Raw genomic sequence first — 15,957 nt, 5'->3', positions numbered from 1 at the left:
TAGCATATCAGCACATTAAAAAAAATACTCGTAATTGATGATGATGAAAAGCTCAACCAGCTTTTAACCAGTTATCTGTCAGGTTTCGGATTTTCTGTCACATCCTGCCTTCACCCGGCTGCCGGAATTAAGGCATCACTGACCGATTTTCCCGATCTGATCATCCTGGATATCATGCTCCCGGACATGGATGGATTCCAGGTTTGCAGGGAGATCAGGAAAAAATCATCTGTGCCGGTTATTATGCTTACGGCAAGGGGCGATATAACCGACCGGATTGTTGGTTTGGAAATCGGCGCCGATGATTACCTTCCGAAACCATTTGAACCCAGGGAATTGCTTGCGAGAATACAAACTGTCCTGAGACGGGCAAACGGAACCATAATGCCGGATGCATCACTTAAATTTCAGGATATTGAAATTATTCCGTCGCGCCAGCAGGTCATTTTAAAAGGAATCGATCTGGAAATGACAACGATGGAATTTCAGTTACTGTTGTTATTTGTTGAAAAAAGGGGACGCATTGTAACACGCGATATGATCATGGAAACCCTCCGTGGGAGCGACTGGCTTGCTTATGACAGGTCAATTGACGTGGCTGTCAGCCGGCTCAGGCAAAAATTACAGGATGATCCGAAATCGCCCCGTTTTATCAAAACAATCTGGGGAACAGGATATATGTTCATTGGTCATGAATAAAACACTGCATAAACTCAACAGGAGATCCATATTGATCAGGATTTTTACGGTGATTGTCGCCTTTTCACTGAGCCTGATCCTTTTTATACTGGCATTCTGGGCCATTTTTCTGAACCAGCCAAACCCGGTGTATGCCCACATTCACCTTGCTATTACGCTGGTTATACTTGTAACGGTGGGTTCCTTTGTGGTATCTTTCCTGATCCGCAAAATCCTGAAACCGCTTTCCATTATAAGAGAGGGAGTAGAGAATGCCGGCAAAGGAGATTTTAACCAAAAGATAACACTAAAGAGCCAGGATGAATTTGGTGTTTTGGCCGATGCTTACAATAAAATGACTGAAGATTTGAAAAAGATGATCCAATCACGGGAACAATTACTTTCCGATGTAAGTCATGAATTGCGGACACCGATCACAAGAGCCAGGCTGGCCCTGGAAATGATGCAGGATAGTGCGTATAAGGAATCCATTCTGGGAGATTTAAAGGAAATGGAAATTATGATCACTGACATCCTGGAATCAGAAAGGTTGAGGAATGGATCGCATGCGGCTCTTATAAAACCCGAAAACCTGTCAGAATTATTAAAGAAAGTGGTGGATTACTATAAGGGAAATAAAAGATTGGTGGTATTTCCGGTAGACAGTCAGATTATGATTCAGGCAGACAGTTCATTAATGATGACCGTATTCCGTAATATTATAGACAATTCATTTAAATATTCTCATGAGCCGGATCCTGTTGAAGTCAGTGTTATCCGCGCAGATCAGTATGTTACCATTAAGATAGAAGATAACGGTATCGGCGTACCTGAAGAAAAACTGTCGTTTATTTTTGAGCCGTTTTTCAGGGTTGATCAATCACGCTCAAGGGCAACCGGAGGGTATGGACTGGGATTGCATCTTTGCAAAAAAATCATGGATCTGAATAAGGCTGAGATTAAAGTCGAGAATAAAAAGAATGGCCCCGGACTGATCGTACAATTGATATTTCCAGCCTGATTACAAATCGTAATTTTTCATTTTATTAAACAACGTTTTCCGGCTGATTTTTAAAAGACGTGCTGTTTCGGTTCTGCTGTAATTCGTTTTCATCAGGGCTTCAAGGATCAGCTCTTTTTCGAGATTTGCCTGCATGACTTTGAGATTGTCATCCAGGCCATTTCCGGTAATTGGTTTCTGATTTTCATTAATCCGCGAACTCCGCAACCGAACTGGCAGATGTTCAGTTGTGATGGTACCCTCATGGGCAAGGATCATTGCACTCTGGAGACTGTTTTGCAATTCGCGTACATTTCCCGGCCAATTATAATTTTTAATAAGTTCAATGGCCTGGTTTGAGATTCCGGTAATAGATGTGCCCAGTTCTTTGTTATAAATGCCGATGAAATGATCGGTCAGAAGCGGTATATCCTCAGGACGTTCACGAAGAGGGGGTATAACAATGTTAAATACATTCAGCCTGTAAAAAAGATCAAGTCTGAAAAATCCTTTCTGTACCCGCTCTTCAAGGTTTTTATTTGTTGCAGAAATAATTCTTACATTAACCGGAATAGCTTTAAGTCCACCCACGCGGGTTACTTTTTTGTCTTCCAGAACGCGTAATAATTTCACCTGGGCATCCAAAGGCAGTTCTCCCAATTCATCCAGGAATAAAGTGCCTTCACTTGCCTGTTCGAATTTTCCCGGCTTTGCTTCACGGGCGTCAGTGAAAGCTCCTTTTTCATGGCCGAACAGTTCACTTTCAATTAAATTTACCGGTAAAGCACCACAATTTACTGCAATGATTGGCGCATTTCTCCGTTTACTGGCCTGGTGAATAGCCTGTGCCAGAATTTCCTTTCCTGTTCCGCTCTCGCCCTGCAAAAGCACTGAAGCATCGGTATCAACCACGCACTGTGCCTGGGCAATCAGTTTCTTCATCGCAGAACTGATACCGATAATATGCTGAAAAGTTTTACCTGCGGATGTCAACTGCTTTAATTGTTCGAGCTCATCGGTCATGCGCTTATGCTCTACGGCTCGTTTGATAAGCATTAATAGTTTGTCATTATCAAACGGTTTTTCAAGATAATCATAGGCTCCTTTTTTAATTGCATCCACCGCATGCGAAACCTCACCAAATGCTGTGATTATGATTACAGTCAGATTAGGTTGCTTTTCTTTCAGTTCAAGAAGCGCTTCAATGCCGTTTTTCCCGGGCATATTCTGATCCATGAGCACAATATCGGGTTTGAAGGTACCGGCGGCAATGATGGCACGATTTCCGTCTTCAACCGCTTTCACTGAATAATCTTCATCCTCAAGCAAACAGGTCAGTACTTTTCTGATTTTCTCTTCATCATCCGCTATCAGTATCCTGGTTTTTGCCATGTTAAGCAGGGAGTTTAATTTTTACTTTGGTTCCTTTTTGCAGTTCACTGGTTAATTCAATATCGCCGCCATGTCTGCTGATTATCCCGTAACTAATGGATAAACCAAGACCCGTACCTTCCGATTTGGTTGTAAAAAACGGATCGAATATCCTTTCAATGTTTTCCGGTCCGATACCCTTACCGTTATCACTTATCTCTATGATGTAGTTTCGCAAACTTCCGTTATATGAGGCCTGACCATATGATTCATTAACTTCTATCCGGATAAGCCCGTTCTGGTGTTCAATGGATTGAATAGAATTTAGGATCACATTGATAAAAACCTGTTTTAACTGGTCGGGATCTGCAACGATTTGTTCCGTTAATGGATTAAAAACCAACTCAATTGAAATATCTTTTTTGCGTGTCATATTTGAAACAAGCTGCAAAACCTGGGTAAGCAGCGACCTGAAGTTGACAGTCTCTTTTCGGGGTTCCACCGGTTTTGCAAAGGATAACATTCCTTCAATGATATCATTGATCCGGTCAACTTCATCAATAAGGTCATCAGCCATTTCAAGGTCAGCAGGCTGTTCAAGTTTTCTTTTAAGATATTGGATTGAACTCCGGATGGACGTCAATGGATTTCTGATCTCATGTGCTGCTCCGGCAGCCAGTTCCCCAAGTGTGGCCAACCGGTCGGCCCGGTACATTTTTCGTGTCCGTTCTTTTTGAAGAGTATAATGATAGGCATTCTCAAATGCGAAACCAGCCTGATCCATCAGTACCTTCATCTGTTGCAGACTTTTAGCCAGCATAGGATGTTGCATATTACTGCCGATAAAAACAAGTCCTTTCACCTGGTTCATTACAATAAAAGGATATATCAGGCCGGTATTAAAACCTGCAAGCAATTCCCGTTCGCGATCGGAAAGAAAGCTATATACTTCACGGTTATTCTGCAAATCGAGGAATGTCTTGTTAACAGATAACCAGAAGATCATCCTGTCGGTAGGCAATATATACGGAACAGCAGAATTCCGGCTGTTTTCAGTGAGTGTATTCACCGGCAGGAACCGGTTAAGGTCCGGATGTAATAAGAAAATCAGGATATTATCGGTTCCGAAAAGTTCCTTCAGTCGTGCGGAGAAATTATCTTTTAATTGCTCAAGGTCGGTTATAATGGAAAAAGACTCATTTAACTCCGACAAAAACCGGTTGATATCAGGCAGTGACGTCTTTTGTTTACCGGGCATTGGAATAAAACAGGATTATTGGCTGTTAAACCAAAGGTAAGCAATGGTATCATAATCACCAAATTGCTGTTAATATGTTTGGGTAACCGCTTACTCAAATCAAATAGTTGTTACTCAGAATTAAAGGATTATTATTTTGATAAATCATTTTAAGTTATTATAATTCAATTCAATACGCTTAATGGCATAAACATTGGAAATTGTAAAGCCAGAATATTAATCCCATGCGAGCTTTCCTGCTTATTCTGTTTTTGACTTTACCTGTAATGGTTTATTCACAGGATACATTATATCTGACCAGTCAGGATGCCATTGATATCGCTCTTAAAGAAAGCTATTCCATGAGATCCTTTGACGTGGAACGAAAGGCCATGCAGCAGTACTTCAGTTATTACAAGGCTATGTTCAAACCCAGATTGGATTTGGCATTAAACACACCTATCTGGGAAGAATCAATTACTCAAATTCAACGTGCTGAAGGTTTACCGGTATACAATTCAACGGGTTCCATACAGGCTGGCGGGAATATAAAATTCACCTATGTACTTCCTACAGGTGGCGATCTTTCATTAACAGGAAATATGTATCGTGAGAACCTGAGCACGATCCTGGCTAATGATAACAGCAAACTAACAACCGATCTTTTCTATAGCTATGTTGGCGTGATGCTGAACCAGCCGATATTTACAAAAAATAAGCTTCGCGAAAACCTGCGTGAAGCTTCATTCCGGTATCAGCGATCAGAACAGTTTTATACAAGGGCACAAATGGATATTGTGTACCAGGTTACCCAGGAATTTTACCTGCTGTATAAATGCCGGAAACAGGTTGATATAGCCATGGAAAAACTCAGGAATTTCGAGGAATCCCTGCGGATTGCCAGGTTAAAGTCGAAAGGAGGCCGGCTTGCCCAGGGTGATGAAATGAGTGCCGAAGTATCAGTTGCACAAAACAAAGCAGCATACCTGAAATCGGTAAATCAGCTTCAGAATGAAGAGGACAAATTTAAGCAGCTTGCCGGTATTACTCTCGATAAAAAAATTGGTGTGATAACCGATCTCAGGTTTAACCACCTTGACCTAAGTGAAGAAAAAGCAATTGAAGAAGCGCTTAAAAACAGGCTCGAACTGAAGGAAACCGACATGGACATCAACCTTCAGAAAATTGAAATTGACCGCGCCAGGCGTGAAAGAGAATTTAAAGGATACATATCCGCTTACTATGATATCACAGGAATAAGCACAACAGGATCAGGAACTGTAGGAGAACTGGCCCAATCCTCATTTGATGATATGGGAAACCGTCCGCCTAACCGGGGGGTGGCACTGACATTGACTTTTCCTATTTATGACTGGGGAAGGGGCGCCTCAAAAGTGAAAGAAGCAAAACTGCGCCTTGAGTCAAAGGAACTCTTTAAGCAGGACCAGGAATTAACCATTGTGCGCGAGGTACGCGAAATTATCCGGTCCGTTAGCGAATCAGAGGAACAGCTCGAAATTCATAACCGGAACCTCGACCTGGCACGTCAATCGTATCATATCAGCCAGATGCGGTTTGAGAACGGAGATATATCCAACCAAGAGCTGACAATGGAACAGGAAAGGCTGGCAACCATTCAGCTGGATTACCTGGATGCTTATATCAATTACCAGCTGGCCGTAAACGATCTGAAGCGAAAGACGATGTGGGATTTTGAGAATAACCGGAGTTATTCGTTGGAAGAGAGAGGTGAGTAGGGAGTAGGGAGTAGGGAGGAGGAGAAGAGGAGACTGGGTGAAGGGGAGACGGGGAGAAAGACCTGACAGAGTAAGGAGGCATGTCAGAGTCTGAGAAAATGGTGAGAGGTGAGTTGGGAGTAAGGAGTAAGGAGTAAGGAGTAGGGAGTAGGGAGAAGGAGTCATGCTGAGCGTTTACCCTGAGCTGGTTGAAGGGAGTGGAAGCATTTTAAAGTAGGAAAACATGATTTGGACAAAATATCGGATATGAAAAAAATTATCACATTATTCGTTTCATTCGTTGTTATCAGCACCGCCTTCTCGCAGCAGGAAGACCAGGCCGGTATTGCGCTCGATCTGAAAAAAGCCCGTGCTGCCTACGAGATTGCAAAACAGAAATATGATAATGATAAGGAATTATATGATCAGAAAGCCATATCACTTTCCGAATTCAATAATTCAAAAAATGAATCCCTTGCAAAAGAGGTCGATTATCAGAAACTGATTTTACGACTGATCTCTCAGCAATCGTATATTATAGTTGAAAAAGCAATCAAGTATCAGAATGCAAACGGAGAGAAAAGAGTACGTCTTACCCTGAGGAGCTCAACCGAAGGAAACCAGGATTACCTGCAGCAGTTTGAACAGCATTTCGATGTGTTTACGCCTGAAATGCGCTCGGCCAAAGTATATAATGTATTTGCTTCAATTAATAATATTTCCGATAACACCATTATCGGTTCTCCCTATGAAATAAGAATTCCGTTTATTAACAATGGTGAAACGGCGATAGCCGATTTTAACCTGCTCCGTGATGCTGAAAGTGTACAGGTAGTGCTGAATTATAACGGCAAAAAGGATAATAAGAATATCTATCTCGAAAAGGATGCCTCTGCGAACCGGGTCGACATTACATCCTCCCAGTTTGCGCAGGAAACCGATCTTGGTTCTTCAGCCAGTTATAGCCTTGACCTGGAGCGATTTTCCTCGTCCGATGATGTGTACAGGTTTATTGTTGTAAATCTTCCCAGGCAGGTTTCATACGATTTGTATGATGCCGAAAATAACGCCCGTATCTCACAGCTCAAGTTCAACCAGGGAGTGAATATCCGGAAATTGTCGTTGAAAGCTTATTTACCCGAAAGAGAGGATGATCTCATTAAAATCGATCAGCCGCTTGATTTTTATCTTATTATCCTTCCCAATTCGGAATACAACAAGATTTCCGATCCTGCCAAACTTACATTGGCAGAGGCTGAAAAGCTGAATTCGGGAAAGATAAAGCTTGAGCTTATACCTAAAGGCGTAGGCAGGATTATGGTTAAAGCGCCGTCATTGTATCATGAAATCAAAACCGGTGACAGCCTGTCGATGAAAATTACAGTGATGAACGACGGAACGCGTGTGCTCGACAACATCACCATCACAACCGAGAATCCGCTGAACTGGAAATCGGTAATCAAACCGGATGTTATTGGAACTCTTGCCCCCGGAAAAGAACAGGATGTGACGATCACCATTCTTCCGCCGTCTGATGTGAATGTAGGTGCCCAGGAGGTAAAAATCAAAACCCAGGCAACGGCCAATAACAGGACCGTTGAGACGGAAGACAAAACCATACGGATCCAGGTGGAGGCCAGGACACCGATTGTAGGGACTATTTTATTGATCCTTCTGCTTATTGGAGTACTCGTCGGAATTGTGGTATTCGGAATTAAAATGAGCAGGAGGTGAGTAAGAAATGTGCTGATGTGCTGATGTGCTGATGTGCTGATGAGAGAAGGTTGAAGAACATTCGAAAGAACTATTAAGATTATAATACTATCATGTTGAGAAATCTGATATTAAAAGAATTAATTGAGATCACCACAAATAGCAGGTCAATATTTGTATTGATATTATGTATAGTAATTATTCCTTTTAGTCTCTTTATTTCCTCAAAGCAATATGAAAGGGAAAAGGAGGCTTATACCGAGGCAAAGCATATATATGAGGCACGTTCCTCCGGTAAAAGTGATGCTAATTTTATAGCTGAAGGATATATCCCGCCTTCACCTCTGAAGATTATTTCAGAAGGATTATCTGAGAGTTTTCCTGATAAAATCATGGCTTATAATAATCAAACTAAAGAACTAATCAAGGATTATAGAATAGTTAATCCTGTTGGCTCACTTTTTGGTAAAATCGACTTTCTGAACATTTCAACTGTATTATTATCATTGCTGGTACTGGTCTTTGTCTTTAACTCAATTATTGGAGAGAAAGAATCAGGAACGCTTAAATTGATCATATCCAATCCGGTACCGAGATGGAAAATTATACTGTCAAAAATTGCAGGTAATTATATTGTATTTTTCATTTCATTTTGTCTTGGGATTTTAATAGGCATAGTAATCCTATTAATGACTACATCTATTCCCATTCTTTCAAATAAATACATACAATCTTTATTATTGATAGTCCTGATTACCTCATTCTTCCTTTTTATTCTCTTTAATCTTGGCATATTCCTTTCCATTAAATCTAAAAACTCCGGCGAAGCAATTACATCATCCTTATTATTTTGGGTATTTATAACAATAATAATTCCTAAAGTAAGTCCAATGATTGCCCAAATGATTTATCCCATCGAATCGCCATCTGTTGTCGACAAACGAATTAGTTTAAAAGGTGACGAAATTAATGCAGAATATAATAATTCATGTAAAAAACTAATGCACGATATTTTACTTGATCGTGGAATAAATGAATACAATGCAAGTCCATACAGTGACGATCCGAACATTAAGTCTGCCTTTGATGAGTATAATCAAAAACTGGAGGGTATAAATCAGCATTTGTATGATCGTCAGAAAAGAGAGATAGGAACCATTGTTAAAGAATATGAAGACAAGAAATTAACACAGGTTAACATCTCTAAAAGTATTTCAAGACTTAGCCCGGTGAGCTGTTATACTTACCTGGTAACGGACCTGACCAACACAGGAATTGGAGAAATTTCAAATCTTGAATCTAATGCCAGGCAGTTTGTTATCAGTTCACAAAATGACTATTATAAAGAAGTATGTCGTAACTACAGGCAATATCATTTTGAACATGGATATTATACCGGTAATGGTGCAATCGATATGTCGAAAGTGAAAGTTCCGACATTAAATGAATACATCTATCCAACATTTTTATCCTGTCTTTCAGCTAATTGGATTGATATTGTAATCATCCTATTTTATACTATTTTATTCTTTGCCCTCAGTGTATTTTCATTTATCCGCTATGATGTACGATAATTCAATAAAATTTTCCTAAATGCGACTATAATTATCACCAGGCAATATGTTTAAAACCCTTCTTCTTAAAGAAATCCATGAATCCATCCTTAACTTCAGGTTCTGGCTGGTATCGGCACTTTGCTTGTTATTGATTCCTTTTGGGCTATATATTGCTTCAAAAGATTATCTGTCAAGGTTGGAGGAATATAAAGGCGAACAGGAGAAATTCATAATCCAAACTCAAGGTAAAATCAATGGAAGTACCGAGATAGAGGGCTTTTTCCCTCCCTCCCCATTAAGTATACTTTCTTCAGGTTTCCGGGATCATCTTCCTTCAAAGGTCATTACTTCTTTAGATGGATTTGCACGAACTGAAAAAAAACTACAGGATAGTAATTTGCAAAGTGTTTTATTTGGGCGAATTGATTTTGTATTTATTGTTACAAACTTTCTGTCATTATTGGCACTCATTTTTACTTTTGGTGCTGTATCATCAGAATGTGAACAGGGAACATTAAAACTTTTATTATCAAATCAGTTACCCCGATGGAAATTAATCCTTGCCAAAATCTTAGGCAACTACTTTGTGTTTCTGGCACCCTTTATTATGTCTGTAATTATAGGACTGTTGATAGTGCAGTGGGTGGCAGGAGTTAATTTTCTCATTTTACCCTGGTTACCAGACCTGCTCTTTATTATGTTCTTTACACTGCTTTTTTTGTTTATGTTCTTCAATTTGGGGATTTGGGCTTCAGTGATTTCCAATAATACTATTACTTCAATTGTCATTTTGCTGTTCATCTGGATATTTTTTTCTTTGGGAATTCCACGTCTATGCCCCATGGTTGCTCAACTAATCAGCCCTGTTAAAACGGATGATGCCTTTCGAAAAGATTACCAATTGCTTAAACAGAATATCGAAGATGAGCATGATAAAGAACGAGGTAACCTATTTAAACAATTAATTAAAGAGAATAATATTGAAATTAATTGGGAAAATGGCTTTCCGAATTTTTATGAAATTGCTGAAAAGAAAACTAATTACACTCAGCTAATTGGTCCTGTTGATAATAAGTACAAGACAAAACTGAGTCTGGAACTTGGGAACCTTGAAAGGGACTACAATCAATCAAAGTTCCATCAGATGGCAATAGCATCAAATCTTTCGCGAATATCACCAGTAAGCAGCTACACTTTTTTAGTTACTGAATTAAGCAATACAGGGATACTTGAGTATACAAACCGGCAGGAAGCAGCAAACAAGTTTCAGTTCAGGATTAACCAGGTCATTTATAGTTTGTATGTGTATAAAAAATATGTATACGAAGGTTTGACTACCTTCGGAACCGAAGCTAAATCAGGCAAGTGGCCTACTCAACATACTTCAGTCCCAGTAATGACCGAGTATAATCCCGTCCCTTTTACCATGATCATTCAAAAAATCTGGCCCGATATTATTCTACTCATATGGTATACGATATTCTTTTTTACCGGGGCTTTAGTGAGTTTTTTGAGATTCGATGTGAAATAACGAAATCATTTATGAACTTCATATACATATTAACATGCTGCAAGCCATTGATTTAACAAAGCGTTACGAGGATCAACAACTGGCGCTCGACGCGCTGAACCTCGAGATAAAAGAGGGCGAAATATTTTTCCTTCTCGGTGCTAACGGTGCCGGAAAAACAACTACCATCAATTTGTTTCTCAATTTTATTGAACCCACAAGCGGTAAAGCACTTATAAACGGAATCGACGTGACCAAAGACCCGCTTGAATCCAAGAAGTTTGTCTCGTATGTAAGTGAAAACGTTATGCTCTATGGCAATTTCACGGCCAGGCAGAACCTGGACTTCTTTGCCAAACTCGGTGGAAAAGATAACCTTACCCGTGAAGATTACTATATGCGGATGCGGGAAGTAGGACTTCAGGAAGAAGCTTTTGAAAAGAAAGTAAGAACTTTCTCAAAAGGAATGCGGCAGAAGGTAGGACTCACAATCGCCATTATTAAGGATGCTCCCAATATTCTGCTCGATGAACCCACTGCGGGTCTTGATCCAAAAGCAGCCGCAGAACTCATGCAAATTCTCGTCAATCTGAAACGGCAGGGCAAGTCAATCCTTATGTGCACCCATGATATTTTCAGGGCAAAAAGCATTGCCGACCGTGTGGGAATCATGAAAGAAGGCCGTCTGGTGATGGTAAGAAACCGGAAGGAATTTCTTGAGGATGATCTTGAAAAGATCTATATGGATTATATGCAGGAAATGGTGATAGAAAACCGGTAATCAGTAATCGGTAATCGGTAATCGGTAATCAGTAATCGGTAATCAGTAATCGGTAATCAGTAATCGGTAACCTGTAATCGTTGACTGGTAATAGGTTATCGATAAACACTGAACACTGAACACCGAACACCGAACACCGAATACCGAATACCGAATACCGAATACATAATTTATTATGAACATATAAAATCATTACCATGATCTGGCATATTGCAAAAAAAGATTTCCTTGACAATTTCACCTCAGCCCGCTTTGTTATAGGGTTCCTGCTCTGCCTGTTTCTGGTTCCCTATACTGTATATACCGGTTCAAGGGTATATAAAACGCGTATGGAGCAATACCACAGGGATGTGAAAACAGCCGACGAGGTATTCTCAAAAGCACAGGTATATGGTCAAATTATTCCCAGTGTAGTAATTCCTCCCAGTCCTCTCTCCATTTTCAGCAAAGGAATTTCCGAACAGGTAGGAAGCAAAATTTCATTATCGAACGACATGGCGCCTACTTTTGCCGATGGAATCACTACCATGTATGAGAACCGGTTTCTGAACCGTTTTCTCAGTCTCGATTTTATAAATATTCTGGCTATAATCCTTTCATTGGTCGGTGTTTTCCTGTCCTATGATATATTTTCACGGGAAAAAGAAACCGGGACATTGAAATTACTATTAAGTCATCCGGTTAAACGGTTTGATTTCTTTATGGGGAAAGTCCTGGGCATTCTTATAACTTTTGTACCCTTGCTGTTGATCTGTTATTTGCTTGTATTTTTAATACTGTGGATCAATCCCAATATTGATCTGTCGGCAAATGATTATTTACGGATAATTGTTTTGTTCATCTTCAGTTTGATCTATCTCACCTTTTTCATTTTCCTGGGCAGTTATATATCAAGTAAGGCCAAAACCTCATCTTCAAGTCTGCTGATCAATCTTTTCATCTGGTGCATCCTTGTTTTTCTCTGGCCTAACAGCATGAATTATTTGGGTAAAAGTCTTTCAAAAACTGAGAATTACAGTGTCGTAAAGTTGAATATGAGCGATATTGACTCTGAATTCTGGAAGAAATATGGTGAACTGCAGGAGCAGGCTGCGAAGGAAACCGGAATACAGGGTCATTCCTGTAATGTATGTTCCGGATGGAATTATGGCATGATTATGATGTGCTTTACTCCTATGGAATATATGAAACTTGAGAGAAGATGTCATGAACTGGTTGCACCGGTTGTATTGGATTATGCCGATAAAAAGTGGCAGCTTCAAAAAGCATATCTCGATGAGCTATACAAGCAACAGCATGTTGTAAAGTATTTATCATGCATTTCTCCTGCCGAAATCCTGAAATATCTGTCGGCTTCACTTTGCAAATCCGATATGGAAACGCATGTCGATTACATGAATCAGGCCAGGACCTATAGGCAGCAATTTTATGATTACTATAAAAAAGAAGCCATCTATTCTTCATTTAACTACTTTACACCGCATAAGGAATCTGAAATTCCCGCTAATTGGGAAGAAGCCGGCCGGATGTATGAGGAATGGCAAAAAAAAGCGAAACCGGGTTCCACCTTTGATCTATCTACTTTGGGTTATGTGGATATAAACGGTTTGCCCAGGTTTGTTTATCAGAACAAAGGAATTATAAACGGTTTGTCAGATCACTTCTGGCTATTGACCGGAATCATCGTTATCTGCCTCCTGTTTATTTGGGTTACATACCGGTCATTCACCAGGTATGATATTCGATAATTTTAAACCGATATTTTTATGCTTAAAACAATCATAATAAAAGAATTGCAGACCAACGTATATAGTCTGAAGTTTATTTTTGCCTTCGTTCTGACCATAGTACTTTTTTCAATTTCATCCGTTTCATTTGTTGTACAATACAGGGAACAAAAAAGTATTTACGAGCAGGGAATATCTAAATTGCATGAAAATTTGAAAAACGTTTCTGACAATGCATCCAATTTCGCTATGAATATGAATGCATTTCCCTTTTCTCCCCGGAATTCTGCATTTATTGCCTCCTCAGAAGAAGAAAATATTCCGAATACCATAATTTATACTGCCTTCAACGTTTATGGGTTCAGCATTGCCGAAGGCAGTAAAAATCCGTTTGTTCTGCCTTCCAAAAACCTGAACTGGGAATTTATTATTACGGTTCTGTTCTCTTTTCTGGCTATAATATTTACTTATGATTCCATTTCAGGTGAGAAAGAGATGCGAACCCTCGCCCTTGGAATGTCTAATTCGGTTTCACGAAGCACAATTCTCACAGGCAAATTTCTGGGTGCATTGATTACTCTCGGTTTATTCCTTGTTCTTGGATTTATCCTCAGCATATTAATCGTTGTCGTATCAGGACAAGTAATTATATCAGGAGCAACGTTAAGTGAAATTGGCTTGTTTGCAGGGTTATCGGTACTGCTTATTGCCTGTATCTCTGCTCTTGGCATTCTGGTTTCTGTATTAAGCTATAATCCAAATACTTCATTACTTATAGGACTCCTGGTTTGGCTATTTTTTCTGTATATTATTCCCCACACGACTTTATTATTGTCCAATTTCATTGATCCCATCACGCCTTCGCAAATAGTGGAAGAAAACACAATAAATTCAAGAAAAATTATAGAAGCGAGTTTCCCAGAAGGCAAATGGCGTAGCAGCGGCGACCCTTTTGAACCTGCTCATAAAATCAGGGCGGCTATGCAAATGGCGTTTATGCTTGATGAGAAGAAAATAAGGGATGCATGGTACCAGGAGCAGTTCAGGCAATATGAGTTAACCAGTAAACTCACCTGCATTTCACCGGTATTTATGATTGAAATGGCTGATGAGTCTGTTTTGGATGGTGGATTCAGGCGTTTTGAAAAAAACTGGGAGGATCTTCATGCTTACCAGGAACAGTTTCTGTCATGGTTTAAAACCTTTGATGCAGCCGATAAAAATAGTCCGCACTGGCTCAATCCCTACGAAAATTATTCGAGTTCGAAACAAAAGATCAACATAAACGAGGTACCGGTTTATACAGAAAAAGTAGTTGCTGTTCCGAAGAGAATTCTGAACAGTTCAGTGTACATGCTTTTACTTGTTATTTATACGGTTGTATTATATGCCATATCTTTTATAATCTTTATCCGCTATGATGTGCGTTAGGTAATTTTCCGGGGATGCAAGGCCGCCATATATAATTTCCCTATATTTAATCTCATTTTTCAACTATGAGATTATTAATATTTCTTTTATTCATTCTGTTGGCTTGTGCACCTGCAGGACAGAACATTTCATCAACGAAATCCTCAGACCCGGCTGATCTTGTGAATCCCCTTATGGGTACACAATCCAAATTTAGCCTTTCGAATGGCAATACTTATCCAGCGATTGCACTGCCTTACGGCATGAATTTCTGGGCCCCGCAAACGGGTAAGATGGGCGATGGCTGGCTTTATACCTATGATGCTGATAAAATCAGGGGATTTAAACAGACTCACCAGCCGAGTCCCTGGATCAATGATTATGGCCAGTTTTCAATACTTCCTGAAACCGGCAAACCAAAAATTGATGAAGACGAAAGGGCATCCTGGTTTTCACATAAGGCTGAGGTTGTGCATCCTTATTATTACCAGGTATACCTGGCTGATTACGATGTACTCACCGAATTAGCACCCTCAGAACGGTCATCCGTTTTCAGGTTCACATTTCCCAAAACCGACAGCGCATGGATATTGATTGATGCCTTTGATAACGGTTCGTATGTGAAGATTAATACGGCAGAAAATAAGATCACCGGTTATACAACAAAGAACAGTGGGGGTGTTCCTGAGAATTTCAAAAACTATTTTGTAATTGTGTTCAATAAACCTTTCACCGAAGGCTTAGCATGGAAAAACAGCAAACTGGTCCGGGGTGTCACCGAACTCAATGATAACCACGTAGGTGCCCTTTTGCATTTCAAAACAAATAAAGGAGAAAAGCTCACTGCTTTCATAGCTTCTTCTTTTATTAGTCCCGAACAGGCAGAAATAAACCTGAAAGAAGTTCTGGGCCGCGATTTTGATGAAGTAAAAACCCAGGCGAAAAAGGCCTGGAACAGAGAGCTGGGCAAAATACAGGTCTCAGGCGGAACACCTGAAGAACAGCGGACTTTCTATTCCTGCCTTTATCGTACTTTGCTCTTTCCAAGGAAGTTTTATGAAATAGATGCAGAAGGGAAAGTGATGCATTACAGCCCTTACAACGGTAAAATCCTTCCCGGTTATATGTTCACGGATAATGGTTTCTGGGATACTTTCAGGGCAGCTTTTCCCCTGATTAACCTGCTGAGCCCGGGTTTAAGCACACAAATACAGGAGGGACTCGTTAACGCGTACCTT

At 40.0% G+C, this 15,957-nt stretch carries 12 protein-coding genes; 10 read left to right on the top strand and 2 right to left on the bottom strand.

Annotated elements, in window-relative coordinates; translation table 11 throughout:
- The first annotated feature begins 6 nt into the window (after positions 1 to 6).
- Positions 7 to 699, top strand: a complete 693-nt coding sequence (locus VK179_12115; protein HLO59481.1) for a response regulator transcription factor — start codon at positions 7 to 9, stop codon at positions 697 to 699.
- Entirely contained in the window at positions 692 to 1,699 is a 1,008-nt protein-coding gene (locus VK179_12110) for a HAMP domain-containing sensor histidine kinase (GenBank protein ID HLO59480.1), read from the top strand. The genes VK179_12115 and VK179_12110 overlap by 8 nt, the downstream gene beginning before the upstream one ends.
- On the opposite strand, the gene VK179_12105 is transcribed toward VK179_12110, so the two are convergent.
- Both VK179_12105 and VK179_12100 read right to left on the bottom strand, forming a co-directional pair.
- Positions 1,700 to 3,070, bottom strand: a complete 1,371-nt coding sequence (locus VK179_12105) for a sigma-54 dependent transcriptional regulator (GenBank protein ID HLO59479.1) — start codon at positions 3,068 to 3,070, stop codon at positions 1,700 to 1,702. It lies immediately after the preceding gene.
- A 1-nt stretch (position 3,071) separates the two neighbouring features.
- Positions 3,072 to 4,307 (bottom strand): ATP-binding protein, encoded by a 1,236-nt coding sequence (locus VK179_12100; GenBank protein HLO59478.1) that lies wholly within the window; start codon positions 4,305 to 4,307, stop codon positions 3,072 to 3,074.
- A gap of 224 nt (positions 4,308 to 4,531) precedes the next feature.
- Between VK179_12100 and VK179_12095 the strand changes: the two genes are divergently transcribed.
- From VK179_12095 to VK179_12060, 8 genes are all read left to right on the top strand, one after another.
- Positions 4,532 to 6,043, top strand: a complete 1,512-nt coding sequence (locus VK179_12095) for a TolC family protein (protein HLO59477.1) — start codon at positions 4,532 to 4,534, stop codon at positions 6,041 to 6,043.
- Between the two features lie 246 nt (positions 6,044 to 6,289).
- Positions 6,290 to 7,756 carry an NEW3 domain-containing protein gene (locus VK179_12090; GenBank protein ID HLO59476.1) on the top strand — a complete coding sequence of 489 codons (1,467 nt, stop codon included), beginning with the start codon at positions 6,290 to 6,292 and terminating at the stop codon, positions 7,754 to 7,756.
- Positions 7,757 to 7,848: 92 nt separating this feature from the next.
- Positions 7,849 to 9,309 carry an ABC transporter permease gene (locus VK179_12085; protein ID HLO59475.1) on the top strand — a complete coding sequence of 487 codons (1,461 nt, stop codon included), beginning with the start codon at positions 7,849 to 7,851 and terminating at the stop codon, positions 9,307 to 9,309.
- A 46-nt stretch (positions 9,310 to 9,355) separates the two neighbouring features.
- Positions 9,356 to 10,822: an ABC transporter permease subunit gene (locus VK179_12080; GenBank protein ID HLO59474.1), complete on the top strand. Its 1,467-nt coding sequence runs from the start codon at positions 9,356 to 9,358 to the stop codon at positions 10,820 to 10,822.
- A 34-nt stretch (positions 10,823 to 10,856) separates the two neighbouring features.
- Complete coding sequence (locus VK179_12075; GenBank protein ID HLO59473.1) at positions 10,857 to 11,582, top strand: ABC transporter ATP-binding protein; 726 nt, start codon at positions 10,857 to 10,859, stop codon at positions 11,580 to 11,582.
- A gap of 197 nt (positions 11,583 to 11,779) precedes the next feature.
- The gene (locus tag VK179_12070; protein HLO59472.1) at positions 11,780 to 13,330 is read left to right on the top strand and encodes an ABC transporter permease subunit; all 1,551 of its coding nucleotides are present in this window, start codon (positions 11,780 to 11,782) and stop codon (positions 13,328 to 13,330) included.
- A gap of 18 nt (positions 13,331 to 13,348) precedes the next feature.
- A complete protein-coding gene (locus VK179_12065) occupies positions 13,349 to 14,740 on the top strand; it encodes an ABC transporter permease subunit (protein ID HLO59471.1) in 1,392 nt (463 codons plus the stop codon).
- A gap of 65 nt (positions 14,741 to 14,805) precedes the next feature.
- Positions 14,806 to 15,957: GH92 family glycosyl hydrolase (locus tag VK179_12060; GenBank protein HLO59470.1), on the top strand; the 1,152-nt coding region annotated here is incomplete at its 3' end.

The organism is Bacteroidales bacterium (assembly GCA_035299085.1).
In the GTDB taxonomy this organism is placed as follows: domain Bacteria; phylum Bacteroidota; class Bacteroidia; order Bacteroidales; family UBA10428; genus UBA5072.
Note: the sequence above shows the minus strand (reverse complement) of the source record. Positions and strands in the feature narration are given on the sequence as shown.